Annotated in this window: 15 protein-coding genes and 2 riboswitches; of the genes, 7 read left to right on the top strand and 8 right to left on the bottom strand. The window is 60.4% G+C overall.

The window, feature by feature from the left end; genetic code table 11:
* Window position 1: 1 nt before the first annotated feature.
* Window positions 2-496, bottom strand: coding sequence for a DUF934 domain-containing protein (locus tag EJA72_RS03570; RefSeq protein ID WP_157710164.1), 495 nt, complete (start codon window positions 494-496; stop codon window positions 2-4).
* Window positions 480-2,138, bottom strand: a complete 1,659-nt coding sequence (locus EJA72_RS03565; RefSeq protein ID WP_157710163.1) for a nitrite/sulfite reductase — start codon at window positions 2,136-2,138, stop codon at window positions 480-482. Before EJA72_RS03565 ends, EJA72_RS03570 begins: the two co-directional genes overlap by 17 nt.
* Before the next feature lie 522 nt (window positions 2,139-2,660).
* On the opposite strand from EJA72_RS03565, the gene EJA72_RS03560 reads away from it, so the two are divergent.
* Window positions 2,661-3,746 carry an ABC transporter substrate-binding protein gene (locus EJA72_RS03560; RefSeq protein ID WP_157710162.1) on the top strand — a complete coding sequence of 362 codons (1,086 nt, stop codon included), beginning with the start codon at window positions 2,661-2,663 and terminating at the stop codon, window positions 3,744-3,746.
* A 7-nt stretch (window positions 3,747-3,753) separates the two neighbouring features.
* On the opposite strand, the gene EJA72_RS03555 is transcribed toward EJA72_RS03560, so the two are convergent.
* A complete protein-coding gene (locus EJA72_RS03555) occupies window positions 3,754-3,972 on the bottom strand; it encodes a DUF2970 domain-containing protein (RefSeq protein ID WP_157710161.1) in 219 nt (72 codons plus the stop codon).
* 193 nt (window positions 3,973-4,165) lie between these two features.
* Between EJA72_RS03555 and EJA72_RS03550 the strand changes: the two genes are divergently transcribed.
* Window positions 4,166-11,137, top strand: coding sequence for an NEL-type E3 ubiquitin ligase domain-containing protein (locus tag EJA72_RS03550; RefSeq protein ID WP_157710160.1), 6,972 nt, complete (start codon window positions 4,166-4,168; stop codon window positions 11,135-11,137).
* A 54-nt stretch (window positions 11,138-11,191) separates the two neighbouring features.
* On the opposite strand, the gene metH is transcribed toward EJA72_RS03550, so the two are convergent.
* Entirely contained in the window at window positions 11,192-14,902 is a 3,711-nt protein-coding gene (metH, locus tag EJA72_RS03545) for a methionine synthase (RefSeq protein ID WP_157710159.1), read from the bottom strand.
* 155 nt (window positions 14,903-15,057) lie between these two features.
* Here metH and EJA72_RS03540 point away from each other — a divergent pair, with 155 nt between their 5' ends.
* The 3 genes from EJA72_RS03540 (at window position 15,058) to nfuA (ending at window position 19,218) form a co-directional block, all read left to right on the top strand.
* Window positions 15,058-17,355 carry a fatty acid cis/trans isomerase gene (locus EJA72_RS03540; protein ID WP_157710158.1) on the top strand — a complete coding sequence of 766 codons (2,298 nt, stop codon included), beginning with the start codon at window positions 15,058-15,060 and terminating at the stop codon, window positions 17,353-17,355.
* A gap of 186 nt (window positions 17,356-17,541) precedes the next feature.
* Window positions 17,542-18,576 carry an acyltransferase gene (locus tag EJA72_RS03535; protein WP_157710157.1) on the top strand — a complete coding sequence of 345 codons (1,035 nt, stop codon included), beginning with the start codon at window positions 17,542-17,544 and terminating at the stop codon, window positions 18,574-18,576.
* 57 nt (window positions 18,577-18,633) lie between these two features.
* Window positions 18,634-19,218: a Fe-S biogenesis protein NfuA gene (gene nfuA / locus EJA72_RS03530; RefSeq protein WP_045057579.1), complete on the top strand. Its 585-nt coding sequence runs from the start codon at window positions 18,634-18,636 to the stop codon at window positions 19,216-19,218.
* A gap of 181 nt (window positions 19,219-19,399) precedes the next feature.
* Here nfuA and cobM read toward each other — a convergent pair whose 3' ends face one another.
* From cobM to EJA72_RS03510, 4 genes are all read right to left on the bottom strand, one after another.
* Window positions 19,400-20,146 (bottom strand): precorrin-4 C(11)-methyltransferase, encoded by a 747-nt coding sequence (cobM, locus tag EJA72_RS03525; protein ID WP_157710156.1) that lies wholly within the window; start codon window positions 20,144-20,146, stop codon window positions 19,400-19,402.
* Between the two features lie 83 nt (window positions 20,147-20,229).
* The gene (locus EJA72_RS03520; RefSeq protein ID WP_157710155.1) at window positions 20,230-20,643 is read right to left on the bottom strand and encodes a cobalamin biosynthesis protein; all 414 of its coding nucleotides are present in this window, start codon (window positions 20,641-20,643) and stop codon (window positions 20,230-20,232) included.
* Entirely contained in the window at window positions 20,640-21,344 is a 705-nt protein-coding gene (locus EJA72_RS03515; protein ID WP_157710154.1) for a CbtA family protein, read from the bottom strand. Before EJA72_RS03515 ends, EJA72_RS03520 begins: the two co-directional genes overlap by 4 nt.
* Window positions 21,345-21,355: 11 nt before the next feature.
* The gene (locus EJA72_RS03510) at window positions 21,356-21,547 is read right to left on the bottom strand and encodes a CbtB-domain containing protein (RefSeq protein WP_157710153.1); all 192 of its coding nucleotides are present in this window, start codon (window positions 21,545-21,547) and stop codon (window positions 21,356-21,358) included.
* A gap of 119 nt (window positions 21,548-21,666) precedes the next feature.
* Window positions 21,667-21,895: riboswitch (cobalamin riboswitch) on the bottom strand.
* A gap of 223 nt (window positions 21,896-22,118) precedes the next feature.
* Window positions 22,119-22,334, top strand: a riboswitch (cobalamin riboswitch).
* A 99-nt stretch (window positions 22,335-22,433) separates the two neighbouring features.
* Between EJA72_RS03510 and cobW the strand changes: the two genes are divergently transcribed.
* Together cobW and cobN are read left to right on the top strand one after the other, a co-directional pair.
* Window positions 22,434-23,501 (top strand): cobalamin biosynthesis protein CobW, encoded by a 1,068-nt coding sequence (cobW, locus tag EJA72_RS03505; protein ID WP_157710152.1) that lies wholly within the window; start codon window positions 22,434-22,436, stop codon window positions 23,499-23,501.
* Between the two features lie 3 nt (window positions 23,502-23,504).
* A partial coding sequence (gene cobN / locus EJA72_RS03500) for a cobaltochelatase subunit CobN (protein ID WP_157710151.1) occupies window positions 23,505-25,984 on the top strand: 2,480 nt, incomplete at its 3' end.

Below are 25,984 nucleotides of genomic sequence, written 5' to 3'. Positions count from 1 at the left end.
GTCAGCGGCGACGGAACAGCGGCAGCGGTTCGTCGGTGGCGGCCTGGTAGGTCACCGAGAAGTCCTTGAGACTTTCCAGGGCTTCGTACGGATCTTTGTCGGCACGCAACGCAAAAGCGTCGAAACCGCAACGATGCAGGTAGAACAACTGGTCGCGCAGCACGTCGCCAATCGCCCGCAGTTCGCCTTTGAAACCATAACGGTCACGCAGCAGACGGGCGTTGGAGTAGTTGCGGCCATCGGTGAAGGCCGGGAAGTTCAGGGCGATCACCTTGAACTCGTTGACGTCTTCACCGATTTCTTCCGCTTCTTCGTCGGCGTCCAGCCACACGCCCAGGCCGCCATCGCGGGCCTTGAGCATACGGCTGTGTTCGCGCCACAGCTGCAACGGGACGATAAGGTCGTCGCAGTTGCTGATCTCGTCGATGTTGAAGTCCTTGGGCAGCAAGTGCCAGGTTTCGTCGACGACTTCGTTGTTCTTAATTATTCGCTGCATAGACGCGCTCCTTGAAGAGGTCGATGCCAATACGCTGATAGGTGTCGATGAAGCGCTCGTCTTCGGTACGTTGTTCGATGTACACGTCGATCAGCTTTTCGATCACGTCAGGCATGGCTTCCTGGGCGAAGGACGGGCCGAGGATTTTACCCAGGCTGGCGTCACGGCTGGCACTGCCACCGAGGGACACCTGGTAGAACTCTTCGCCTTTCTTGTCCACCCCGAGGATGCCGATGTGGCCAACGTGGTGGTGACCACAGGCGTTCATGCAGCCGGAGATGTTCAGGTCCAGTTCGCCGATGTCGAACAGGTAATCCAGGTCGTCGAAACGGCGCTGGATCGACTCGGCAATCGGGATCGACTTGGCGTTGGCCAGGGAGCAGAAATCGCCACCCGGGCAGCAGATGATATCGGTCAGCAAGCCAATGTTCGGCGTGGCGAAGCCTTGCTCGCGCAACTCGCCCCACATGGCGAACAGCTTCGACTGCTCGACGTCAGCCAGAATGATGTTCTGCTCGTGGGAGGTGCGCAGTTGACCGAAGCTGTAGCGATCGGCCAGGTCGGCCACGGCGTCCAGCTGCTTGTCAGTGATGTCGCCCGGCGCAACGCCGGTCGGTTTCAGCGACAGGGTTACCGCGACATAACCCGGCTTTTTGTGGGCCAGGGTATTGCGGGTACGCCAGCGAGCGAAGCCCGGGTGCTGCTTGTCGAGCTCGGCGAGTTCGGCGGCCTGGTTGTCCAGCGCCTTGTAGTCCGGGTCGACGAAATGTTTGGCGACGCGATGCACTTCGGCTTCGGTCAGTGTGGTCTGGCCACCGCGAAGGTGCTCCATTTCCGCGTCGACTTTCTGTGCGAAGACTTCAGGCGTCAGGGCCTTGACCAGAATCTTGATCCGCGCCTTGTACTTGTTGTCACGACGGCCATAGCGGTTGTAAACACGCAGGATGGCGTCGAGATAGCTCAACAGGTCTTGCCACGGCAGGAATTCATTGATGAACGCGCCGACCACCGGGGTACGGCCCAGGCCACCACCGACCAGCACACGGAAGCCCAGTTCGCCAGCGGCGTTGTGCACCGGCTCGAGGCCGATGTCGTGGACTTCGATGGCTGCACGGTCAGACGTCGAACCGTTGATGGCGATCTTGAACTTGCGCGGCAGGTAGGCGAATTCCGGGTGGAACGTGGTCCACTGACGAACGATCTCGCACCATGGGCGCGGATCGATCAGTTCGTCTGCAGCGACGCCGGCGAACTGGTCGGTGGTGACGTTGCGCAGGCAGTTGCCGCTGGTCTGGATCGCGTGCATCTGCACGGTTGCCAGTTCAGCGAGAATGTCCGGAATGTCTTCCAGCGCCGGCCAGTTGAACTGCACGTTCTGCCGGGTGCTGATGTGGGCATAGCCCTTGTCATAGTCGCGGGCAATCTTGGCCATCATTCGCGTCTGGCGCGAAGTCAGCTGGCCATAAGGCACCGCTACTCGCAACATCGGCGCGAAGCGTTGGATGTAAAGCCCGTTTTGCAAGCGCAGGGGGCGGAATTCTTCTTCGCTCAGCTCGCCTGCCAGATAGCGTCGGGTCTGATCACGGAACTGCTTGACGCGGTCCTCGATGATCCGCTGATCGTACTCGTCGTATACGTACATATAAGTCCTGTTCTCAGGCTTGGGCCGGTCGGATCCAGTTGCGTTTTTCGCCTAGAAGTCTCCGATAATGCCTCGGCAATTCTGCGCGCACGGCCGCGCACTCCGTACGGAGCCGGGGCAAGATACCAGTTTGGAGTTATGCGCAAAAGTGATGTTTGAGTATATGTAAAGAACCAAAACGACTAACGAGAATCGTTATTACCAAACCCGTATTTGTGGTGTGGGCAATCGTCGTCTTTACTCTGGTCGAGTCTTTATGCAATCACCGATAAAACCGACAAGAGGCGATGCAATGAGCAACCCTACCAAAGCTTCAAAGCCTGACAGTACGGTCGATGCCTGGGCCATTCTGTTTTTGATCATTCTGGTCGTGGGCACAGCGGTATTCTGGGTCAGTCATCAATAATCGACACCGCCCGGGCCCTGCTCCGACGATTGTCGGACAAAAACCGGAATAAACGCCGATTTACGCGAGTTCGCTGGCTATAATGCGCGGCGAATTGGCGGGGGCTCGGGCGAACAATGTTGAAGTTTCTTTGTGGTGTCGTACTGGCGCTGGGAGTGGTCGCGGGACCTTGCGCCCACGCGGCGTCGGTGTTGTTCCTGAATCCGGGAAACACCAGGGAAGCCTTCTGGGTCAGCTACTCCCAATTCATGCACGCGGCGGCGCGCGATCTGGGCATGGACTTGAGCATTCAGTACTCCGACCGGGTGCCTGAAACCACCGTCAAACAGGCCCGCGCCGCTCTGCAAGGGCCCAATCGGCCCGATTATCTGGTGTTCGTCAACGAGCAATACATCGCACCGGAAATTCTGCGCCTGGCGCAAGGCAGCGGTGTAAAGCTGTTTATCGTCAACAACGCCCTGACCCCGGACCAGATGAAGCTGCTTGGCGCGCGGCCGGACAAGTATCCCGATTGGATCGGTAGCCTGGTGCCTAACGACGAGGAGGGCGGCTATTTGATGCTCTCCGAGCTGATTCGCCAACACGGCCCGGTGCCGTCTGGCCAGAGTATTGACCTGCTGGCCTTTTCCGGTTTGAAAATCACCCCGTCTGCGCAGTTGCGCGAGAAAGGATTGCGAAGGGCGCTGGCCGAGCATCCCGAGGTGCACCTGCGCCAGCTGGTCTATGGCGGATGGACCCGGCAGCGAGCGTATGAGCAGGCCAAGCTGTTGTTCAAGCGCTACCCGCAGACCTCGCTGGTCTGGTCGGCCAATGACGAAATGGGCTTTGGTGTGATGCAGGCGTATGAGGAAACAGGCCGCAAGCCGGGCAGGGATGCGCTGTTTGGCACCATCAACAATTCTCCGGCGGCCTTGCAGGCGTTGCTCGACAAGCGGCTGAGCGTGTTGTTGGGCGGGCATTTCAGCCTGGGTGGCTGGGCGCTGGTGCAGTTGCATGACTACGATCAGGGCGTAGATATCAGCCAGTACGGTGGCCGTGACCGGCAGATCCCGTTACTGCAATTGATTGATCGGACACAGGCCAGGCGATTGCTGGCGATGGGCGCAGCGCAGGATTTCGGCGTGGACTTTCACAAGCTGTCGGCCAAGGGCAAGCCAGCGTCCTATCGTTATCCGTTCAGCCTGCAAACCTTGATGCACTAGGCCTGGCTCAGACGCCGGCCAAGTGCACCACCAGTTGCACGATGCCGTAGAGCGTCAGCGCAAACACTGCCGTGAACAGGATCCCTATCACCACAAAATGACTAGGTTTGCCGTGGGTGAAATCCCGCGCGCGGTTCTTCCCGCTTTGTACGCCAAACGCCGCCGCCATGACGCTGTGCAGCATTTGCCAGAAGGTTGGCGGCTTGTTGTCGACTGGATCGTCCATAAACGCCTCGTCATGCAGATTTGAACGGTAAGCATAGTCAAACAACCGTGAGGGTGAATGAGGCGGGCTTTTGCGGAGTCTGCCTCTGACTGCCGTACCAACAGCCCTGCTGTCTAATATAAATATGTACCGCCATGGCGCTGGATGGCCGTGATTTCCTGATGCTTCAACCACAGTGATCAGGATGCACGTCATGCCCGAGCTTTCCCCGCCCATGGACCATGGGTTTTATGTTCCGTTTATCAAGAAACGCCTGCCCGACTGGACTCGACACCTCACCCCCGCACATATCGACAACCTCGCCCGGGCCAGGGACCCGGCCGCGGAGTTTGCCAGGAATTATCCGCAGCTTTACGCCGAGGCGTCGCCTGCGCTGCGCCTGGCGCTGGACGACAGTCAGGTGCGCAGCAATAGCTCGACCCAGGCACTGGCCAAGACCCTCAAGGACTTCGAGGGCATCACCGAATTTGCCAAGCCGTTGCTGGCAGAGGCCATGAACAAGACCTTCGGCCAATCCCCCGATTCGACCAAGACCATGCTGTTTCACCTGCGAGCCCCCAACCAGGCCGATGAGCAGACATTGCTGCAGGCAGCGTTGCGCAATTTCGAGGTCGATGAGTCCTTTGATGAAGTCGCCCTGCAGGAGACCAGTGCCCTGGCGCCTGCCGGGGCATTGCAGAACGAACTTTACGATGCGCGAGAGCGCTACCCGTTCTGGAGTACGCGCTACAAGATCCGCGACAAGTTGTCGATCAAGCCTGCGGAGTTCGCCAAACTGTGCCGGCAACTGGACCTGGGCCAGCAGTATCAGGCTCACCTGAGCACTGTGTTCGATGCGCCGGGTACCAGCGCTACCGTGCGTGAGCAGACGATCACGGCCAACAAAGACCTGATGCGCCTGCAAGTACACATCGCGCGAATGAAATCGCACATCAGCGAGTCGGCGTATGCGACCTTGCTGGCGGTACTCGACGCTAGCCCGCAACCCAAAATCGACGGCCGGGCGGTGGCGTTTAGCCAATTGACGGCACTGGGCTCGCAGTTGAGCGATGTGTTGATCATTGGCCCTGTGTCCCGAAAACCCACCTCGACCCTGGAGGACATCGCCGAGGCATTCCTGCCGGTACCCGTCTGGAGTATGGCAATCGACCCCCATGCGCGAATCATCGTCTACATCCCGGGTGACACGAGACACCCGATCAAGGAATTCACGTCGCTGGCCGCATTTGCCAAAGACTTTGCCGCCCGGCTGCGTTCGCGAAGCTTTCAGCGCTTTATCGCCGGATTGCTGCCTCAGGACGAGTCGCCGAGGTTTTTCCGCAGGCTCAAGGCCCAGCTCAAAACCCATCGCTGGAATCCGAATCCGGTCTGGCCGGGCCCACCCTATAACCCTGAAGCCTACAAGGACGGCATGTATGAAGAGGTGTGGAACGACGACGCCAACCTGGCCCTGAGCGAAACGTTCATTGACACTGAAGTATTCGGTGCGCGCTACGAAGCCCACCTGGCGAGGATCAAGTCCAACGCCAGGCTGTTGGCGGTGCCGACGGCTGCGGTCGATCACCGGGCCTGGATCGAACGCCTCGAACACCTGGCCGAATGGGGCTTGAACATCCTCAACGTCGGCGCGTTCTTCGTTCCTGGCCTTGGCGAAGTGATGCTGCTGGTGACCGCGGTGCAACTGGGCCGTGAGGTGTATCAGGGCGTGGAAGCCTGGAAGGAGGGCGATGCCGAAGAGGCCTGGGGGCATCTCACATCAGTCATGCAGAACGTGGCCTTCATGGCGGTGCTGGGCGCAGTGGCCAGCAAGGCACCACCGATAACGGCTTCGCGCTTCATCGATGGCATGCGCAAAGTCACCACGCCGTTCGGCGAGCCGCGCCTGTGGAACCCCGACCTGGTGGCGTACAAAAGCAGCGTTTCACTCGAAGGCGTGGCACCGAATGCATTTGGTCAATACGAGGTGGAAGGTAAAACCTTCATCAAGCTCGAGGGCAATGCCTACGAGAAAACCTACGACCCCGAACTGCAACAGTGGCGAATCCAGCACCCCACTGACCCGGAAGCTTTCCAGCCGATCTTGCAGCACAACCAGCTCGGAGCCTGGCGCCACCTGGATGAGCGGCCGCTGGAGTGGGATCGCCTGACGCTGTTACGCCGTATCGGCACGCAGATGGATGTCTTCTCCGATGCCCAGTTGCTGCAAATCTCTGAGGTCAGCGGGGTCAGTGACGATGCCTTGCGCCAGATGCACATCGATCATCAGCCACCGCCGCCGCGCCTGGCAGAGACGCTCGCTGCGTTCAGCGCCGATCAGCGGGTGGATGAATTCATTATGGGACTGCGACGTGGTACTCGCCTGAATGCAACCTCCGAGGTTACGGTGCCATTGGCCCTCGAGCTGCCCAACTGGCCGGTTGAAGAAGTAGTGGAAGTGTTCGAGGGAGCTGAATACTGGGGCACTTCCCGGCGCTACGCTGCGCAGGCGGGGGAGGACAGTACCCGGCCAACGATCAAGATCACTCGAGCCGAAGTCCGCGCCGGCAAGCTGCCGGAGATCGTGCTGACGGCGCTCGACGAACAGCAAAAAATTCAACTGCTGGGTGCGCACGGCGCGGGACCCGGGGCGGACCGGGTACAGGTGTTCAGGGACCGGCTTGCCGATCAGGCGCTGAATCGCAGACAGTCAATGTTCAATCGTCTGCACACGCCGGAATCGACATCCAATCCCGATATCCAGCGCCTGCAGCGCAGTTTTCCAACGCTGTCGACCGAGGCCGCCCAGGATGTGCTCAATGGCTCCCGTGGCAGCGATTTGGCACGATTGCGCAGTAGCGGCAAAATGTCCTTGCGCCAGGCCAAGGCGATTCGCCTGCATCTTCAGCAAGCCGCCCTTAATCGTGCTCTGTGTGGCTTACGCCTGGACAGCATGGCCTCGCTGGCCAGTGATCGTTTGGCATTGCACAACCTGCAATACATGCCCGGCTGGTCCGCGCAGATGCGCGTGGAAGTGCGCGCCGGGTTCATCAGGGGGCCGCTGTTGGACAGCGTCGGCAGCGCAACCGCGAGGCCCGGCTTCTATCTGCTAGAAAGCCTGGGTACTTACCGGGCATTCAATGCGCAGGGCGTGGCACTGAATAGCATTCCTGCCCATGGGCGCAATCTTTTCGAATCGCTGGTGGAGGTCCTGCCCCAGGCTTCCCGGGATAACCTGCAAGGTCATCAGGGCCAGGCCTTGCGTGAGGAATTGGCCAACTATGCCAGCTCCCACCGCGAGGAGATGGCGCGCGTGCTCAACCAACGTCCCATCGACGGGCCGGCGCCGTCCCTGCGCCTGCCTTCAGGCCAGGTCGGTTATCTGGCCAGCGGTCGCGGGGCCGGGTTCCCCGACTTGCCCGATGCCGGATTGGTTACCCGGGTACGAGTGCTCTACCCGAACATTTCCGATGAACAAGCCAATCAGTTCATCAACAGCCGCCTGAGCGCCGGCGACAGCCATCAGCAGGTTTTCAACCTGCTGAATAACCGTATGCGGGAATTCCAAGGACTGTCCCGCCAGCTAAGCAATTGGATCGGGACCGGCGCCAGGCAAATCGCGCGCCGGATTCAGGCAGAAAGAGTGATCCAGTGCTGGCGCAATGGGCTCTATCGAGGGCTTGAACCTGAATTTGAACTGGACTTGAGGGGGGGAGATGCATTACCCGAGTGGGACGCCGACTTCAGTCATGTGAAAAGCTTGCGGCTCAAAAGTGGCCAGCTCACCACCGACACCGCTCCAGCACTGCTGGCAAGGTTTGCGCAGGTCAAGAAGCTCGACATTCTCGTTGAAGGGCAGGATATAGCCGCCCTGGCGGGGAAACTGTCTGAATGGACCACGGTGACCGAGCTGCGCCTTGAAACCAATGGGCAGGCGTATGCGCCCCAATTCCTGCGCGCACTGGAGGGCATGACACAGCTTGAGGTCCTCTCTCTGACGGGGGACGCGGGCTTGATGGACTTCAGCAAGTTGACGCGCCTGCGTTCCCTGAAGTTGGTCGGCCAACCCGGTCAACCCGGCCGTTGGCCGACAGGGGTGCTGGATCTGCCGGTGCTCCAGACCCTGGACTCGCACTTCATGGCGATCCCGGACCTGCCTGACGAGCTCTATACGGAGCATGAAGCGCTTTGGCGTGGCTTGAGGTTAAAGTGGGGAGCCCTGGAGCCTCAGGCGTGGCGCAAGGCCTACAATTACGTGCACGACAATCCGGCGCATCTGGTGGATGAATCACAGATGGTCACGGATTACTGCCGTGATCAACTTGCCTCGCTGGCGCCCATGGATATTTCCTTCGCTAACGACGCGTTGGCGCGGTTCAATGCCGACGGTGTAATGGGCACGGCACTGCTCGAACGGGTCGACGCCCTGCACCAACAGCGCAGGACATTGGATCTGGCGTTGAATACGTGGCAGGACGCCCCTGTCAGGGTTGAAGGGCAGGAGGTCCCGACTCATCGTCGCGAGGAGATTGCCAACAGGATTCGTGAATGTGCACGTAACAGCTTGCGTGCCCAATATGCACCAGGCGAACCGGTGGCGGGACCATCGTCGGCATCTCGCGAATTCATCAACGAGTGGCTCGACCTGACAAGAATGGGACCTATCGGTGATCTGCCTGCACTGGGCGATACGGTGTTTGCTCATATTCGTCGCCTGAACCTGACCGCCTGCCGTCTGACGACCGCCCAGGTCAATGACTTCTTGCGAGCGTTCCCGCAACTGCGCACCCTTGAACTCAGCGCCAACCGACTGACCGAAGTGCCCCAGGCGCTCGAAGTACTGACCGAACTGACCGAGCTCGACCTTTCGATTAACGAGTTGACCATCACGGCGACGTCGCAAGCCAGGATCAATCGCCTGTCCTCTTTGCAAACGCTGAACCTGTCGTTAAACCGGGTAGGCACACTGGACGTCAGTGCGTTGAGGAATCTGCAGAGTCTGTACCTGGGGAGTACAGGCATCACTCGCTGGCCAGAGGGTGCGCTTTCGTTACCCCGACTACGTCTTCTGGGCCTCAATAACAGTGCCATCACCGAAATCCCGACAGAGGCGTTGACCGGTCATGATCGACTCCTGGGGGGGACCCTGCTGCAAGGTTGCCGATTGAGCCCGCAAAGCCTGGCGGCAGTGCGCGCCTTCGGTGAGCGCGCGGTGCTCCCGACGCCGATGGGCATCACGCGGGCGCATCTGGCGGCAGGTCGCACCGGCGGAGATCCCGAATTTTTCCCGGTCGAAGTGTGGGAGCAGCCGGAGCTTCTATTGCCGCAAAATCTTGCGCCAAATGACATTACTTTGCCGCAGGCTTTTGACGCCCGGCTGCAGCGCCTTGATCCGCAACTGGGCGAGGCCGAAGTCGCTGAGCGAATCAATGCATGGCTGGCCCAAGGCCTGGGGTTGACGGAGATTGATGCACGGCTGATGCAATGGGAGCAGCAACAAACACAACTGGTCAATCGTTTCAATGAATGGATCAATGCCCCGGCTTCACGCTTGCGTAACGCATGGGTGAACGCTGTGGACCGTCGTCGGGCCGCTGACCGATTGCTGGAAAGCTGGCGTCTCACGCTAACCGACGCGCCCGGAGTGGAGGGGACGCTCGACTTTACCGGCCTGCTCATCGGCGATCCGCCCGCTATGCCGTTCATTTTCAATCATGTTGTGGAACTCAACCTCACTGGCGTCGGGCTATCGGCGAATTCCGAAGGGTTCTTGCGTTCTTTTCCACGCTTGCGCAGCCTGACGCTCAGCCAGAACGGCTTGGGCAACTTGCCCGAGGCAGTGACCCAGTGCCAGGATCTGACCCGCCTGAATGCCACTTTCGTGGACATTCGCACCAACGAGCCTTTACAGCGCCAATTGCGTGCGTTGCCGCGCCTGCAATGGCTGAACCTGGGCGAAAATTACCTGAGCGAATTTGACATGACCGGTCTCGACCAGCTGCAAGGTCTGGATCTGCGTGGCAACACCCTGGGCGATTGGCCGACGGGGGTACTGCAGGCACCCGAACTGACCACTTTAGACCTTAGGAACAACCAGATATCCACCATCCCTCAAGCAGCATTTGCACCGCAACACGCGAATCTGATGGCCGGCACCAACCTGTTCGATAACCTGTTGGAGCCTGATGAGTTCATCCGCTTGCAGGGATACTTGCGGGAAACCGGGCGAGGGTTAGGTTTCACTGTCATGGATATCGATGAACAGATGGCGGGATTTGGCGATGGGGGATCGTCGGAGTCTGACGAGGCCGATGTGCATCCTGAACAAGAGTCAGGCGCCGCCCAGAAAGAACGGTGGTTCAGTGGCGTTGCGGCGGACTCGGAAAAGCACGCCACGTGGGACGCCTTGATGGAGCAGGATACCACCCATGATTTTGCCTACATCCTGTCGCAGCTGCGCCATACCCGGGATTTTAGCGTGGATCGCCTCGGTCTGACCCGGCGGGTCTGGCGCGTCATGGAGTCGGCTTATGCTGACAAGCGGCTGAGGGAGCGCCTGATGGGCCTGGCAAGAGCGCTACGGTACAGGGCGACCTGCGGTGACGGCCGAATCCTTTTGTTCAACGAACTGGAAGTCGAGGTGTTCGAGTACGAGGCTTTGAAGTCCATTGCTCCTGAGCATAAAGGTCGCGAGCTGCTCAAACTGTCCAGGCGGCTGTTTCGCCTGTCGCAGGTGGAAGAGGTCGCCAGTACCAAAATCGCTGCTCATCCGGGGATTGATGAGGCGGAAGTCCGCCTGGCCTATCGCATCGGCCTGGCACAACGCCTGGATCTTCCCGATCAACCCAAAAGCATGCACTTTGCCAACATGGCGCGAGTGGCGGCTGCGGATCTGGATCAAGCCTATGCCAGCATCATCGCCCAGGAGCAGACCACGTTGTTCAACGACCAACTGATTGCGCGCAAATACTGGAGGGACTATCTGGAAGAAAAGTACCCGGCTGAATTTAGGCGGGTTCAACAGGACTTTGCGGATAAGTACGCGGCACTGGAGGATAAGTATGAGTCAATCAATGCAGCGTACGATCAGGAACTGAAAGAACTGGACTCGGACAACCTTGTTGACCGCAATAACCTGCTGAGCGAACTCACGTCCCGTGAACTGGCCGAGCAGGCCGCGATGACCTGATCTGCTATCGGCAACACTCTGGAGCCGACAGGGTCGACTCCAGAGCTCACTGGATCAGTTGTCGTAACCCAGATTCGGCGCCAACCAGCGCTCGGTCACGCTCAATTCCTGACCTTTACGCGAGGTGTAGCTCTGCACCTGATCCTTGTCGATCTTGCCAACAGCGAAGTACTGCGCCTGCGGGTGCGCGAAGTACCAGCCGCTGACCGCTGCCGCCGGGAACATGGCGTAGTGTTCGGTGAGGAACACGCCGCTTCGGCCCGCCTTGAGCTCTTGCGCTTCCGGATCCAGCAGCTTGAACAGCGCGGCCTTCTCGGTGTGGTCCGGGCAGGCCGGGTAGCCAGGAGCAGGGCGGATGCCGGTGTATTGCTCCTTGATCAGCGCCTCGTTATCCAGCGTCTCGTCCTTGGCATAACCCCAGTAATCCTTGCGGACCTGCTGGTGCAGCCATTCGGCACAGGCCTCGGCCAGGCGGTCGGCAAGGGCCTTGACCATGATCGAGTTGTAATCGTCGCCAGCGTCCTGATACGCCTTGGCCACTTCTTCGGCGCCGATGCCGGCGGTGGTGATGAAACCACCTACGTAGTCGGTGACTTCGCTGTCCTTCGGTGCCACGAAATCCGCCAGGGAGAAGTTCGGCTTGCCGTCGGTCTTGATGATCTGCTGGCGCAAGTGATGCAGCTTGGCAATCGGCTTGCCGTCATCGCCGTAGACTTCGATGTCGTCGTCACGCACCTGATTGGCTGGCCAGAAACCGAACACCGCACGGGCGCTGATCAGTTTCTCGTCGATCAGCTTGGCGAGCATTTCCTGGGCGTCGGCGTACAGCGCCGTGGCGGCTTCACCGACCACTTCGTCCTCCAGAATGCGCGGGAATTTGCCGGCCAGGTCCCAGGAAATGAAGAACGGGGTCCAGTCGATGTATTCGGCCAGTACTTTCAGGTCGATGTTGTCCAGCACCTTGGCGCCGGTGAAGGTCGGTTTGACCGGCTCATACGTGCTCCAGTCGAACTGCGGCTTCTTGGCGATGGCCGCCGGGTAGCTCAGGCGCTCGGTGCGCGCGCTGCGGTTGGCGGTACGTTCGCGGACGTCGATGTAGTCCAGGCGGGTTTTCTCGACGAACGCCGGTTTCAGTTCCTTGGACAGCAACTGCGTCGCCACGCCCACTGCGCGGGAAGCGTCTGTCACGTAGACCACGGCATCGTTGCTGTACTTCGGTTCGATCTTCACCGCCGTGTGTGCCTTGGAGGTGGTCGCGCCGCCGATCATCAACGGCAGGTAGAAATCCTGGCGCTGCATTTCGCGGGCGACATGGACCATTTCATCCAGCGACGGCGTGATCAGGCCGGACAGGCCGATGATGTCGCACTTCTGCTCCTTGGCCACTTGCAGGATCTTCTCAGCGGGCACCATCACGCCGAGGTCGACGATGTCGTAGCCGTTGCAGCCGAGTACCACGCCGACGATGTTCTTGCCGATGTCGTGCACGTCACCTTTTACGGTGGCCATCAGGATCTTGCCCTTGGCTTCCGGCTTGTCGCCTTTTTCCAGCTCGATGAACGGGATCAAGTGGGCCACGGCCTGCTTCATCACGCGGGCGGATTTCACCACCTGCGGCAGGAACATTTTGCCGGCGCCGAACAGGTCGCCAACGATGTTCATGCCGGACATCAGCGGCCCTTCGATGACTTCGATCGGGCGCGAGAACGACTGGCGCGATTCTTCGGTGTCTTCAACGATGTGCGTGGTGATGCCTTTGACCAGCGCATGCTCCAGACGCTTGTTGACGTCCCAGCTGCGCCACTCTTCGGTTTCGGCTTCCTTGACGCTGCCGTCGCCTTTGTATTTGTCGGCGATGGCGAGGAGGGCGTCGGTGCCCTCCGGCGTGCGGTTGAGGATCACGTCCTCAACAGCGTCACGCAGTTCTTGCGGGATCTGGTCGTAGATTTCCAGCTGACCGGCGTTGACGATGCCCATGGTCAGGCCATTACGGATCGCATACAGCAGGAACACCGAGTGAATCGCCTCGCGCACCGGGTTGTTGCCCCGGAACGAGAACGACACGTTCGACACGCCGCCCGACGTGAGCGCATACGGCAGCTCGTCGCGGATGTAGGCGCAGGCATTGATGAAGTCCACAGCGTAGTTGTTGTGTTCTTCGATGCCGGTGGCCACGGCGAAGATGTTCGGGTCGAAGATGATGTCTTCCGGCGGGAAGCCGACTTCGTTGACCAGAATGTCGTAGGAGCGTTTGCAGATTTCTTTCTTGCGCGCTTCGGTGTCGGCCTGGCCGGCCTCGTCGAACGCCATCACCACCACGGCGGCGCCGTAGCGCTTGCACAGCTTGGCGTGGTGAATGAACTGCTCGACGCCTTCCTTCATGCTGATCGAGTTGACGATGCCCTTGCCCTGAATGCATTTCAGGCCGGCTTCGATCACTTCCCACTTGGAGGAGTCGATCATGATTGGCACGCGGGAGATGTCCGGTTCGCCGGCAATCAGATTGAGGAAGGTCACCATGGCCTTCTTCGAATCGAGCATCCCTTCGTCCATGTTGATGTCGATCACCTGGGCGCCGGCTTCGACCTGCTGCAGGGCGACTTCCAGGGCTTCGGTGTAGTTGTCTTCACGGATCAGGCGGGCGAATTTGGCCGAACCGGTGATGTTGGTGCGCTCGCCGACGTTGACGAACAGCGAGCTGCGATCGATGGTGAACGGTTCCAGGCCCGACAGGCGGCAGGCCTTTGGAATCTCCGGGATTTCACGCGGCGCGTAGCCGGCCACGGCCTTGGCGATGGCTTCGATGTGGCCGGGGGTGGTGCCGCAGCAACCGCCGACGATGTTGAGGAAGCCGCTTTGGGCGAATTCTTCGATGACCTTGGCGGTTTCCGACGGCAATTCGTCGTACTCACCGAATTCGTTCGGCAGGCCGGCGTTCGGGTGCGCCGAGACGTGGGTCCCGGCCTTGTTCGACAGCTCTTCCAGGTACGGGCGCAGTTCACGGGCGCCGAGCGCGCAGTTCAAGCCGACCGAAATCGGTTTGGCGTGGGCCACGGAGTTCCAGAACGCTTCGGTGGTCTGGCCCGACAGGGTACGGCCGGAGGCGTCGGTGATGGTGCCGGAAATCATGATCGGCAGTTCGATGCCCAGTTCTTCGAAGACCCCTTGCACGGCGAAGATCGCGGCTTTGGCGTTGAGGGTGTCGAAAATGGTTTCGATCAGGATCAGGTCGGCGCCGCCTTCGATCAGGCCCTTGGTGGCCTCGGTGTAGTTTTCCACCAGTTCATCGAAGGTCACGTTGCGGTAGCCGGGGTTGTTGACGTCCGGCGACAGCGAGCAGGTGCGGCTGGTCGGGCCGAGCACGCCGGCGACGAAGCGTGGCTTGTCCGGGTTCTCGTGGGTTTTCGCGTCGGCGACCTTGCGTGCGAGGCGAGCGCCTTCTACGTTCAATTCGTAGGCCAGTTCTTCCATGCCGTAATCGGCCATGGAAATCCGGGTGGCGTTAAAGGTGTTGGTTTCCAGAATGTCTGCGCCGGCATCCAGGTAGGCTTTTTCGATGCCACCGATCACGTCCGGGCGCGTCAGCACCAACAGGTCGTTGTTACCTTTGACATCGCTTGGCCAGTCGGCGAAGCGTTTGCCGCGGTAATCCTGCTCCTCGAGCTTGTAGCTCTGGATCATCGTGCCCATGCCGCCATCGAGAATCAGGATGCGCTCTTTGAGGGCGTGCTTGAGAGCTTGAAGGCGAATGCTGCGATCGGACATTGGGACTACTCGAAAAGACCATGACGAAGGGCCGGGATCATAGCAAACCTGTGCGCTTTTAGAGCATGTCTTGGTTTTGCATGAATATCGCTCATGTTGGTGCCGGTGTCGGACCGGTAGAATCGCGGCGTTTTTTCAGGATCAGGACCAGGGACATGTCGTATCGCGTCATCACCAGCATTTTCTTGCTGCTTATTAGCTACGGTGCCGCTGCGCAAGGACCGGCGATTCCCTCTGCAATTTCCTATAGCCGCGATATTCAGCCGATCTTTACCGAGAAGTGCGTCGCCTGCCATGCCTGCAATGATTCCGCGTGCCAGCTCAACTTGGGCAGCGGCGAGGGCGCTGCCCGTGGCGCGACCAAAGTGCCGGTTTATGACGGCGAACGCAGCGTTGCCGCTGCACCGACCCGTTTGTTTTATGACGCCTTCGGCAAGCACGCCTGGCAGCAAAAGGGCTTTTATCCGGTCATCGACAACCAGGGCAGTCAGGCTGCCTTGATGGCGCGGATGCTGGAGCTGGGCCACAAAACGCCGCTAACGCCAAACGCCAAATTGCCGGAAGACATCGTCCTGGGTCTGAACCGGGAAAATAGGTGCGCCATGCCGGCCGAGTTCGACGGCTACGCCAGCGCTCATCCGAAGGAAGGCATGCCACTGGCAGTCACCGGCCTGACCGACCAGCAATACCAGACGCTGCAGCGCTGGCTGGCGTCCGGTGCGCCCATCGATGAACAAGGCCTGGTGCCTTCTGCGAGAGAAGCGTTGCAGGTGGTGCAATGGGAGAACCTGCTCAATTCGCCTGGCTCGCGGCAAAGCCTGGTGGGGCGCTGGTTGTTCGAGCACTGGTTCCTTGCCCACATTTACTTCAAGGACGGTGAGCCGGGGCACTTCTTTCAGTGGGTGCGTTCGCGCACGCCGACCGGCCAGCCGATTGACCTGATCAATACCCGTCGCCCGAACGACGATCCCGGCACCCAGGTGTACTACCGTTTGTGGCCGGTGCAGGGCGTGATTGTGCAGAAAACCCACATCACGTATCCGCTGAGCGCGCCGAAAATGGCGCGGATCAAAAGCCTCTTCTATAACGGCAACTGGCAGGTCAACGCGTTGCCCGGATACGGGCCGGAGCGCCGGGCGAATCCGTTCGCCACGTTTGAAGCCATCCCGGCGCAGGCGCGTTACCAGTTCATGCTCGATAACGCCGAATACTTCGTGCGCACCTTTATTCGCGGCCCGGTCTGCCGGGGTCAGATCGCCACGGACGTGATTCGTGACAATTTCTGGGCGCTGTTCCAGGCGCCGGAGCACGATCTCTACATCATCGACCCGGCCTACCGCGGCCAGGCCACGCCGTTGCTGGCCATGCCGGGACAGAACGACGACGTCGGCAGCGTCCTGAGCCTGTGGCACGACTATCGTGACAAGCGCAACGCGTACGAAGCGCTGCGCCGGGACAGCTACGCCGATGCGCCGGCACCGAGTTGGTCAACCTTGTGGGCCGGCAATGACAACGCCTTGCTGAGCATCTTCCGCCATTTCGACAGCGCCTCGGTGAACAAGGGCTTGATCGGTGATGTGCCGCAAACGATGTGGCTCTTCGATTTTCCGTTGCTGGAGCGCACGTATTACCAGTTGGCGGTCAACTTCGACGTGTTCGGCAACGTCTCCCATCAGGCGCAGACGCGCCTGTATTTCGATTTGATCCGCAACGGCGCCGAACAGAATTTCCTGCGTCTGATGCCGGCCGATTCCCGGGACGGTTACCTCGACGATTGGTACCAAAGCAGTGGCAAATTCAAGATGTGGCTGGATTACGAGGCCATCGACGATGACAAGCCGACCGCACTGAAACTCGACGCCAAAGACCCCAAGCGCGATTTCGCCCTGCAGTTGCTGGCCCGCTATGGCGACCTCAACGCCAAGCCTGACCCGATCAACCGCTGCGACGGCGCCTATTGCTCGCGGCCGAACATCGATCCGGCCTTGCAGAGTGCCGAGCAGGCCCTGAGTCGCCTGGCGTCGCGGCCGGCGGCGGGGCTGAAGGTTATTGATCAATTGCCGGAAGCGACGATGCTGCGCATTGAAACCGCCAGCGGCAAGCGCGAGGTCTACAGCCTGTTGCGCAACCGGGCCCACAGCAACGTAGCGTTCCTGCTCGGTGAGTCGCTGCGTTATCAGCCAGGGCTCGACACCCTGACCATTTTCCCCGGTGTCCTCAGTAGCTATCCGAACTTCATGTTCAACATTCCGGCGGAACAGGTGCCGGCTTTCGTCGATGCCATGGAAAATGCCAAGGACGCCAACCGCTTCGAGAAAATCGTCGAACGTTGGGGAATCCGCCGGAGTCATCCGCAGTTCTGGTTCTATTTCCATGATCTGAGTAAGTACGTCCACGAGACTGATCCAGTGGAAGAGGGCGTGCTGGACATGAACCGGTACGAGAATCTTTGATCGACCTTTGACGGTGGGGTGGTGTCGAATCTGTAAGACACCGCCAATCCCCCTTGTAGGAGTGAGCCTGCTCGCGATAGCGGTGGATCAGTCGATATTTATTTTGAATGTCATACCGCGATCGCGAGCAGGCTAACTCCTACAAGGGAATGTGGTGGTTTGGAGTTGCGAACCGGAGGGCCACCCATGTTGATTTCAGTACAGGCACTGCGCGCACTCGCGGCCTGGGGGGTGGTGTGTCACCACTTCATGCAGATTTTCTTCGACTTCAAGGCCCGTGGCCCGATCGGCCAGATGTTCATCGACAAGGGCGCGGTGGGCGTCGACATCTTCTTTGTCATCAGTGGACTGGTGATTTTCCTTTCTACCGAGGGCAAGTCGCTGCCGCCGGGGCGATTCCTGTTGTATCGCCTGTTTCGAATCGTTCCTGCGTATTGGTTGTACACCGTGTTAATGGCGCTGTTGGTGGTTTTCGCGCGTCCGGTGTTGCCGGACCAGACTGTCAACTGGTCGCATTTCCTGCTGTCCCTGTTGTTTATTCCTACGGAAAACCCCGGTGGCTATGGGATTTATCCGACACTCAATGTCGGCTGGACCCTCAACTACGAAATGCTGTTTTACCTGCTGTTTGCCTGGGCGCTGCTGTTCCGTCTACAGGTTCGGCTGCTGATCGTCGCGGCGCTGCTGTTTGCGGTGTGCCAGGCGTGGACCGGCTATGGCTGGGTCAGCGCGTTTTACCGCTCGGACATTGTTTACGAGTTTCTGTTGGGGATCGCCATCGGCATGCTCTACCGGCGCGGCTGGATCAGGCCTGGGTTGAGCCTGCCATTGTTGGGCATCGGCGGCGCATTGCTGGTGATTTATTACCTGCCGCCACAGCCGCGCTTCCTGGCCTGGGGGCTGCCGAGCGCGGTGCTGGTGATGGCGTGTATGTCGCTGGAGCGTTTTTTCGAGCACAGCCGCGTGCTCAAGTTGCTCGGTGATTGCTCCTACTCGGTGTACCTGATGCACGTTTTGGTGCTGTCCGCCGGTGGTTTTGTCGCACAACGCTATGGCATAAACCCTTACGTGATGTTCGGCGTTTGCGCTCTGACCATTGGCGTCGGTTCCTGGGCAAGTTACGAATGGGTGGAAAAATGCAGCTATCGGTGGCTTAAACACCGGATCGACGGCGATCCGGTTGGCCGGGACGGCCTGGCTCTTTCCCGACAAAAATACTAGGACTTTGTGCGGCGCGATGATTGGCGTAAACTGCGCCCAAGCCTGCGAGGAGTTTCCATGACCGCTATTACCATCACCGACGCCGCCCATGACTATCTGGCTGATCTGCTCTCCAAGCAGAACACCCCAGGCATCGGCATCCGCGTCTTTATCACCCAGCCTGGCACCCAGTACGCCGAAACCTGCATTGCTTATTGCAAGCCGGGCGAAGAAAAACCTGAAGACACGGCGCTGGGGCTGAAAAGCTTCACGGCCTACATCGATTCGTTCAGCGAAGCGTTCCTGGACGACGCGGTGGTCGACTACGCCACCGACCGTATGGGCGGCCAGCTGACCATCAAGGCGCCAAACGCCAAAGTGCCGATGGTCAACGCCGACAGCCCGATCAACGAGCGTATCAACTACTACCTGCAAACCGAAATTAACCCGGGGCTCGCGAGCCACGGCGGTCAGGTCAGCCTGATCGATGTGGTCGATGACGGTATCGCCGTACTGAAATTCGGCGGCGGTTGCCAGGGCTGCGGCCAGGCAGACGTCACCCTTCGCGAAGGCATCGAGCGCACCTTGCTCGAGCGCGTTCCCGAGCTCAAGGGTGTTCGTGACGTGACCGACCACACGCAGAAAGAAAACGCCTACTACTAAGGTGTTCGCTGCGGAAACGAAAAAACGCTGTGGCGAGGGAGCTTGCTCCCGCTCGGCTGCGAAGCAGTCGCAAAGCAGTCAATGCATTTTCCCGTGATGAATGCGTTGGCTGATGTTGGGACCGCTTCGCGGTCCAGCGGGAGCAAGCTCCCTCGCCACAAGTGCTTCAAGTCGCAGGTGTTCAGGGCCTGTAAAGATGCGCATGCCCCGCTCGATACAGCGACGACTCACTAAAGTGATCACTGCCCAGCACCCGACCCACCAGAATCAACGCCGTGCGCCTAAACCCCTTGGCTTCAACCTTCCCGGCAATATCGTCCAGCGTCCCCACCACCCAATCCTGATCCGGCCAGGTCGCGCGATGGATCACCGCAATCGGACAGTCCGCGCCGTAGTGCGGCAGCAATTCAGCCAGTATTTTCTGCAGATGATTCACCCCAAGATGAATCGCCATGGTTGCCCCATGCTGCGCCAGGCTCCCCAATTCCTCGCCCGCCGGCATCGCCGTCTTATCGGCGTAGCGCGTCAGAATCACGCTCTGTGACACGTCCGGCAAGGTCAGTTCCGCACCCAGCAGCGCCGCGCACGCGGCAGTGGCTGTCACGCCGGGGATTATTTCAAACGCAATACCGAGCTCACGCAGATAACGAATCTGCTCGCCAATCGCGCCATACAGACTCGGGTCGCCGGAATGCACCCGGGCCACGTCCTGCCCGTTCGCATGGGCGGTTTTGATCAGCTCGATGATTTGTTCCAGGTGCAATTCGGCGCTGTTGACCACGCGTTCGGCGCAATGACCGTCCAGCACGGCAGCGGGCACCAAAGAGCCGGCGTAGATAATCACCGGGCAGCTGCGAATCAGCCGCTGGCCTTTGACGGTGATCAGTTCCGGGTCGCCCGGACCTGCGCCAATGAAGTACACGGTCATTGTCGGTTCCTGTGAGAAAAAGGGTCTGGGCAAGGCTTCAGATGAAGTTTGCTCATGATCGATGGCGAGGAGTATCGGGGATTTTACGCGGGACAGGCTAACGCCAGGGTCGCCTGAGCGTATTTTTGTCGCGAGATCAGCAGTTTTGCCGGCGCTTGAACCAGTTGTTCCGCGAGGGCGAGGGCGGCACTTTCGGCGACGCCGTAGCAGCCGGTGCGTTCGAAAGCGATGTCCGAACGGTGGCTGAGTTGGGGTTCATAGCCGGTCAATTGCTCGCTGCTGAAGAAGGTCAACGGCAGTGCGAGGTGTGCAGCGAGTTCGATCAGGCCAGGTTCATCACGTTTCAGGTCGATGCTGGCCAGGGCCTTGATCTGGTGAAGTTCGATTTGATGGGCCTGTAATGCCTGATCGAGTAACGCCCGCAGCGTGCCGACGGGGCAGCCGCGCTGGCAGCCCAGGCCGACCACCAGGGTCGGCGCTGTGCTGGCATTCGTCATGCGTGGTATTGGCCATCGCCTTTGCGGCGGAACAACCAGGCACTGATCAGGCCCAGGGCCAGCCAGAATCCCATGTTGGTCAGCTGCGAAGCGATTTTGAACTGAGCTTCCAGGGCTTCCGGTGCGAGCATCGAATGCACTTCCGGTTGCGGTGCGCCAATCACGTGTGGCACCACCAGGATCGCGGCCCCCAGGGCTTTCATCAGCCAGTGACGACTGAACACGATCAGTGCGATACCGACAGCGGTGGAGGCGGCAGTGCCGATCCACCAGATCTGCCGTTGCGCCAGATCGGCCGCGACGGTGCCCGGCAGTTCAGGCGGCAGGCCCAGTGTGGGCGCCAGCACGAAGGTTGCGTAACCGGCCAGGCCCCAGAGCAGACCCTGAGAGGTTTTGGTCGGTGCACGCAGGGTGTAAAGGCCAGCGAGCATCAGGGCGAAACCGACGGCTACCACCAGGTTCCCGCCCGTGGTCGACAGCACGCGCTGCCAGCCGTCTTCCGGCTCCCAGGCTTCGGCGTCGTGGGTGTGACCGGCCATCGCCGCGTCGGCGTGTTCATGAGCTTCAACGGCCGGTGCGGCTTTCTCGTAGGTTTCCGCCTGAAGAATCAGCGGAGCGACCCAGAAGCTCTGCAGCAGGGTCAGCAGCAGGGCGGCCAGCAGCCCGGTGAAACCTGCGGTTTGCGCGATACGCTTGATCATGTCGTCAGGTCTCAATGGCACGGGAATGCAGAGCTGTGACGGGTATCGTGCGCGGCGTTGTGCACCGCTTCGATGTGCGAGAAACCGGCGAAATACACCAGGCACGCGCCAAGGATCGATGCGCAAACGGCAGCGGTCAGGCGCTGCGTCAGGGTAGAAGTGGTGCTGGCGGTGCTGTGGTCGGTGCTGCTGATGATCGACATGGCGCTTCCCTCTGGTCTGTCAGCGGGTGAATAGAGCGCATGGAAGACCCCTGCGAATCGGGCTCGCAGAGATTCAAACAGCGCCCGCCCACCGCGGGTTTGTTATGCAGCGATCGTAATGATCACTTTGTGTTGCGGGCCGGTCTCCGGGCTCACGAGGGGCTTTGGCATCAGCCGAAACCTGCAAGAATCACCTTCCCATGCCGAACTGCTGGCACAGTGGATCTGATTCTCCGCTCGCTTACCGTTGCGGGGGCAGCACCGGACTGACATGGCTTTGAGTAAAGCACATGATTCACCGGTTTCCCGTTTCACCCTGTGAAGGGCACCCGTAACAAGATGCGTAGGAGAGCATGGGCGGGGGTTGGGCGTCAATTGGCAGGGGTTCTCAATACGCTGCCCTGTGGCGAGGGAGCTTGCTCCCGCTGGATTGCGAAGCGACCCCCTGCATTGCTTCAGTCATAAATTGCAAGCAGTGATGACGACGGCTTCGCCGCCGAACGGGAGCAAGCTCCCTCGCCACAGGAGATGGTGAGTGCCTCTCGGTCATTGACCCGCCCCCACACCCTGCGTAGCCTTGCGCTTTCGAGGTTCTTCGGCGATGGCCGAAGCTAAGAAGGGAACGCGGTCGATGCCGCGGCTGCCCCCGCAACTGTGAACGGTGATGTTCGCTGCCACGCCACTGCAAGCCCTGTACAACGGGTTCGCGGGAAGGCGCAGCGAATGCCGGGCCCAATGGCCTTGCACACCGTCAGCCAGGAGACCTGCCTCGACACAGATTCTCACTACAACCGGGCGGGGTGATCCGGTGGCGAACTCTTCCGCGCGCGCATCCGTCGCAGCGATTGTCGTCCCGTATGCCCGCCACCTTGCCAAAGGGCATCCGATGAAAACACTGGCCAAACTCCCCGTCACCATCGTTACCGGCTTCCTCGGTTCGGGCAAAACCACCTTGCTGCGGCACATGCTCGACAACGCCCAGGGCCGTCGCATCGCGGTCATCGTCAACGAATTCGGCGAGCTGGGCATCGACGGTGAAATCCTCAAGCAATGCTCCATCGGTTGCACGGAAGAAGAAGCCAACGGCCGCGTCTACGAATTGGCCAACGGTTGCCTGTGCTGCACCGTCCAGGAAGAATTCTTCCCGGTGATGCGCGAACTGGTTTCCCGTCGCGGTGACCTCGACCACATCCTCATCGAAACCTCTGGCCTGGCCCTGCCAAAGCCGTTGGTTCAAGCCTTCCAGTGGCCGGAAATCCGCAGCGCCTGCACCGTTGACGCGGTGATCACCGTGGTCGACAGCCCGGCCGTGGCCGCTGGCACCTTTGCCGCGTTCCCGGATCAGGTCGATGCCCAGCGCAAACTCGACCCGAACCTGGATCACGAATCGCCACTGCACGAACTGTTCGCCGACCAATTGGCCAGCGCTGACCTGGTGATTCTCAACAAAGCCGACCTGATCAGCCCTGAAGACCTGGCCCGCGTACGCCTTGAAGTCGCCGAAGAACTGCCGCCCGCGGTCAAGGTCATCGAAGCCAGCAGCGGTCGCGTGCCATTGGACGTGCTGATCGGCCTCGGCGCCGGTTCCGAAGAACACATCGACAGCCGTCACAGCCACCACGATCACCACCACGACGGTGACGATCACGATGACCACGATCACGATGCTTTCGACTCCATTTCCATCGAACTGCCACAAGCCGACGAAAGCCTGCTGATGGACGCGCTGACCCAACTGGTGGTCAAGCACGGCATCCTGCGGGTCAAGGGCTTCGCCGCGATCCCGAACAAACCGATGCGTTTGCTGATCCAGGGCGTGGGCACGCGTTTCGACAAGCATTTCGACCGTCAGTGGGGCGCCGATGAAGCGCGCACTACACGCCTGGTGTTGATCGGCCAGGCACTGGACGCCGCTCAACTCGAAGCGCAATTGCGCGCCGCGCTCAGCGTTTAACCCATGCACCTGCTCAGGACCCAGCCCGGCGGTTTCGTGTCGGATGACAATATCGCCGACCTTGGACAAACCCCCGCCGAGCTGGTGATCCTGTGCAGCGGCGATTCGAGCCTCGCGCTGCTCGCCGAAGCCGCGCAGCAACTGCCCGACGATTACCCGAGCGTGCGCCTGGCCAACCCGATGCAGGTGCAGAACCATGCTTCGGTCGATTTGTATGTCGACGAGGTGCTGCGCCACGCCAAGGTGATTCTGATCTCGCTGCACGGCGGCATCGCTTATTGGCGTTACGGCGTCGAGCGACTGGTCGAGTTGTCCCAGCGCGGCGTGCAGCTGATTCTGGTGCCCGGTGATGATCGCCCCGACCCGGAACTCAGCGACCTGAGCACCGTGGGCGCTGAGGACCGCGACCGACTCTGGCAGTTTTTGCGTCAGGGCGGCCTGAGCAATGCCCTCGATTTTTTCCGTTGCCTGGCCACTCGCTGGCTCAATCGCGATTACCCGTGGGCCGAGCCAACTGCCTTGCCACGCACGGCGATTTACCATCCCCATAAAAGCCCCGCTGAACTGCAGGATTGGCAAGCCGACTGGCAGGCCGATCAACCAGTGGCAGCGGTGCTGTTTTACCGCTCGCATTTACAGGCGGCCAACACCGCGTTTATCGATGTTTTTTGCCAGCGCTTGCAGGCGGCGGGGTTGAACCCGTTGCCGATTGCCGTGGCCAGTTTGAAAGAGCCCGGTTGCCTTTCGGTGGTCGAGGAGCTGTTGGATGAAGTCGAAGCAGGGGTGATTCTGAACACCACCGGTTTCGCCCAATCCAGCCCGGAAGCGCCGCACCTGCGGCCGTTTCGTCGCAACATCCCGGTGATTCAGGCGATCTGCGCCCAGGACAACGAACCCGGCTGGCGTGCCAGCGAACAGGGGCTTGGCCCTCGGGATCTGGCGATGCACATTGCGTTGCCGGAACTCGACGGACGAATCATCAGCCGCCCGATCAGCTTCAAGGACCTGGCGTGGCGCAGCGAGCGCAGCCAGTCCGATGTGGTGTGCTATCGCGCGGCACCGGAACGCATGGATTTTGTCGCCGAACTGGCGCGGCGCTGGATTGACCTGGCGCGGGTGCCTAACGGCGAAAAACGCATCGCGCTGATCCTCGCCAACTACCCAACCCGCGATGGGCGCATCGGTAATGGCGTCGGTCTCGACACCCCGGCGGCGGCACTGAACATCCTGCGCGCGCTGCATTCGGAAGGCTATCCGCTGCCGGCGGAACTGCCCGACAGCGGCACCGCGTTGATCCAGCAATTGCTCGGCGGCGTCAGCAACGACCTCGATACCCTCGACCAACGCCCTTGCCACCAAAGCCTGGCGCTGGACGCGTATGACCAGATGTTCAACGCCTTGCCCGAGGCTAATCGGCAAGCCGTTTTGGAACGCTGGGGCACGCCCGAAAGCGATCCGATGTTCAGGGGCGGACGGATGATGATTGCCGGTTTGCGGTTTGGCCTGACGTTCGTTGGCATTCAACCAGCCCGGGGTTATCAGGTTGACCCGAGCGCGGTCTATCACGACCCGGACCTGGTGCCGCCCCACGGTTATCTGGCGTTCTACTTCTGGCTGCGTAACACCTACGGCGCCCACGGCGTGATTCACGTTGGCAAGCACGGCAACCTCGAATGGCTGCCGGGCAAAGGCGTCGGGCTTTCGGACCATTGCTGGCCGGATGCGCTGCTCGGGCCGCTGCCGAATATCTACCCCTTCATCGTCAACGATCCGGGCGAGGGCGCCCAGGCCAAGCGCCGCACCCAGGCCGTGATCATCGATCACTTGATGCCGCCGCTGACCCGCGCCGAAACCTACGGGCCGTTGCGCAACCTCGAGCTGTTGGCCGACGAATATTACGAAGCGCAACTGCTCGATCCGCGCCGTGCCCGGGAGTTGCAGCGCGACATCCTGCAATTGGTGCGCGATACGCACATCGACCGTGAGCTGCAACTGGACGAGAAACTCGACAGCGACGCCGATGCGGCGATCTGGCTACCGCGTCTGGACACGTATTTGTGCGATTTGAAGGAATCGCAGATTCGCGACGGCCTGCACATTTTTGGCGAATCGCCGACCAGACGGTTGCGCATCGATACGTTACTGGCGCTGCTGCGCATTCCCCGTGGCGATGGCCGTGGGGCGCAATCGAGTGTGCTGCGGGCGTTGGCCAAGGCCTTCGAATTGGGCTTCGATCCGCTGGATTGTGCGTTGGCCGAGCCTTGGAGCGGGCCGCGTCCTGCGCAGTTGCAACACGTATCCGAGGAAGCCTGGCGCACCGCCGGCGACACCCGCGAACGCCTGGAACTGTTCGCCGCGCAATTGATCACGCAAACACTGACCGATCCCTGTGGGAATGAGCTTTTGTGGCGAGGGAGCTTGCTCCCGCTGGGCTGCGTAGCGGCCCCTGTTGTGAGTGCTGCGCACTCAAGCGGGAGCAAGCT

This window comes from Pseudomonas sp. PB120, from assembly GCF_009761815.1.
Lineage (GTDB): Bacteria > Pseudomonadota > Gammaproteobacteria > Pseudomonadales > Pseudomonadaceae > Aquipseudomonas.
This window is presented reverse-complemented; position numbering and strand designations above follow the sequence as displayed.

What these genes read in the sequence shown, in the direction of transcription:
- EJA72_RS03570 (WP_157710164.1), bottom strand. Translation starts at nt 496, where the DNA reads ATGCAGCGAATAATTAAGAACAACGAAGTCGTCGACGAAACCTGGCAC.
- EJA72_RS03565 (WP_157710163.1), bottom strand. Translation starts at nt 2,138, where the DNA reads ATGTACGTATACGACGAGTACGATCAGCGGATCATCGAGGACCGCGTC.
- EJA72_RS03560 (WP_157710162.1), top strand. Translation starts at nt 2,661, where the DNA reads ATGTTGAAGTTTCTTTGTGGTGTCGTACTGGCGCTGGGAGTGGTCGCG.
- EJA72_RS03555 (WP_157710161.1), bottom strand. Translation starts at nt 3,972, where the DNA reads ATGGACGATCCAGTCGACAACAAGCCGCCAACCTTCTGGCAAATGCTG.
- EJA72_RS03550 (WP_157710160.1), top strand. Translation starts at nt 4,166, where the DNA reads ATGCCCGAGCTTTCCCCGCCCATGGACCATGGGTTTTATGTTCCGTTT.
- metH (WP_157710159.1), bottom strand. Translation starts at nt 14,902, where the DNA reads ATGTCCGATCGCAGCATTCGCCTTCAAGCTCTCAAGCACGCCCTCAAA.
- EJA72_RS03540 (WP_157710158.1), top strand. Translation starts at nt 15,058, where the DNA reads ATGTCGTATCGCGTCATCACCAGCATTTTCTTGCTGCTTATTAGCTAC.
- EJA72_RS03535 (WP_157710157.1), top strand. Translation starts at nt 17,542, where the DNA reads ATGTTGATTTCAGTACAGGCACTGCGCGCACTCGCGGCCTGGGGGGTG.
- nfuA (WP_045057579.1), top strand. Translation starts at nt 18,634, where the DNA reads ATGACCGCTATTACCATCACCGACGCCGCCCATGACTATCTGGCTGAT.
- cobM (WP_157710156.1), bottom strand. Translation starts at nt 20,146, where the DNA reads ATGACCGTGTACTTCATTGGCGCAGGTCCGGGCGACCCGGAACTGATC.
- EJA72_RS03520 (WP_157710155.1), bottom strand. Translation starts at nt 20,643, where the DNA reads ATGACGAATGCCAGCACAGCGCCGACCCTGGTGGTCGGCCTGGGCTGC.
- EJA72_RS03515 (WP_157710154.1), bottom strand. Translation starts at nt 21,344, where the DNA reads ATGATCAAGCGTATCGCGCAAACCGCAGGTTTCACCGGGCTGCTGGCC.
- EJA72_RS03510 (WP_157710153.1), bottom strand. Translation starts at nt 21,547, where the DNA reads ATGTCGATCATCAGCAGCACCGACCACAGCACCGCCAGCACCACTTCT.
- cobW (WP_157710152.1), top strand. Translation starts at nt 22,434, where the DNA reads ATGAAAACACTGGCCAAACTCCCCGTCACCATCGTTACCGGCTTCCTC.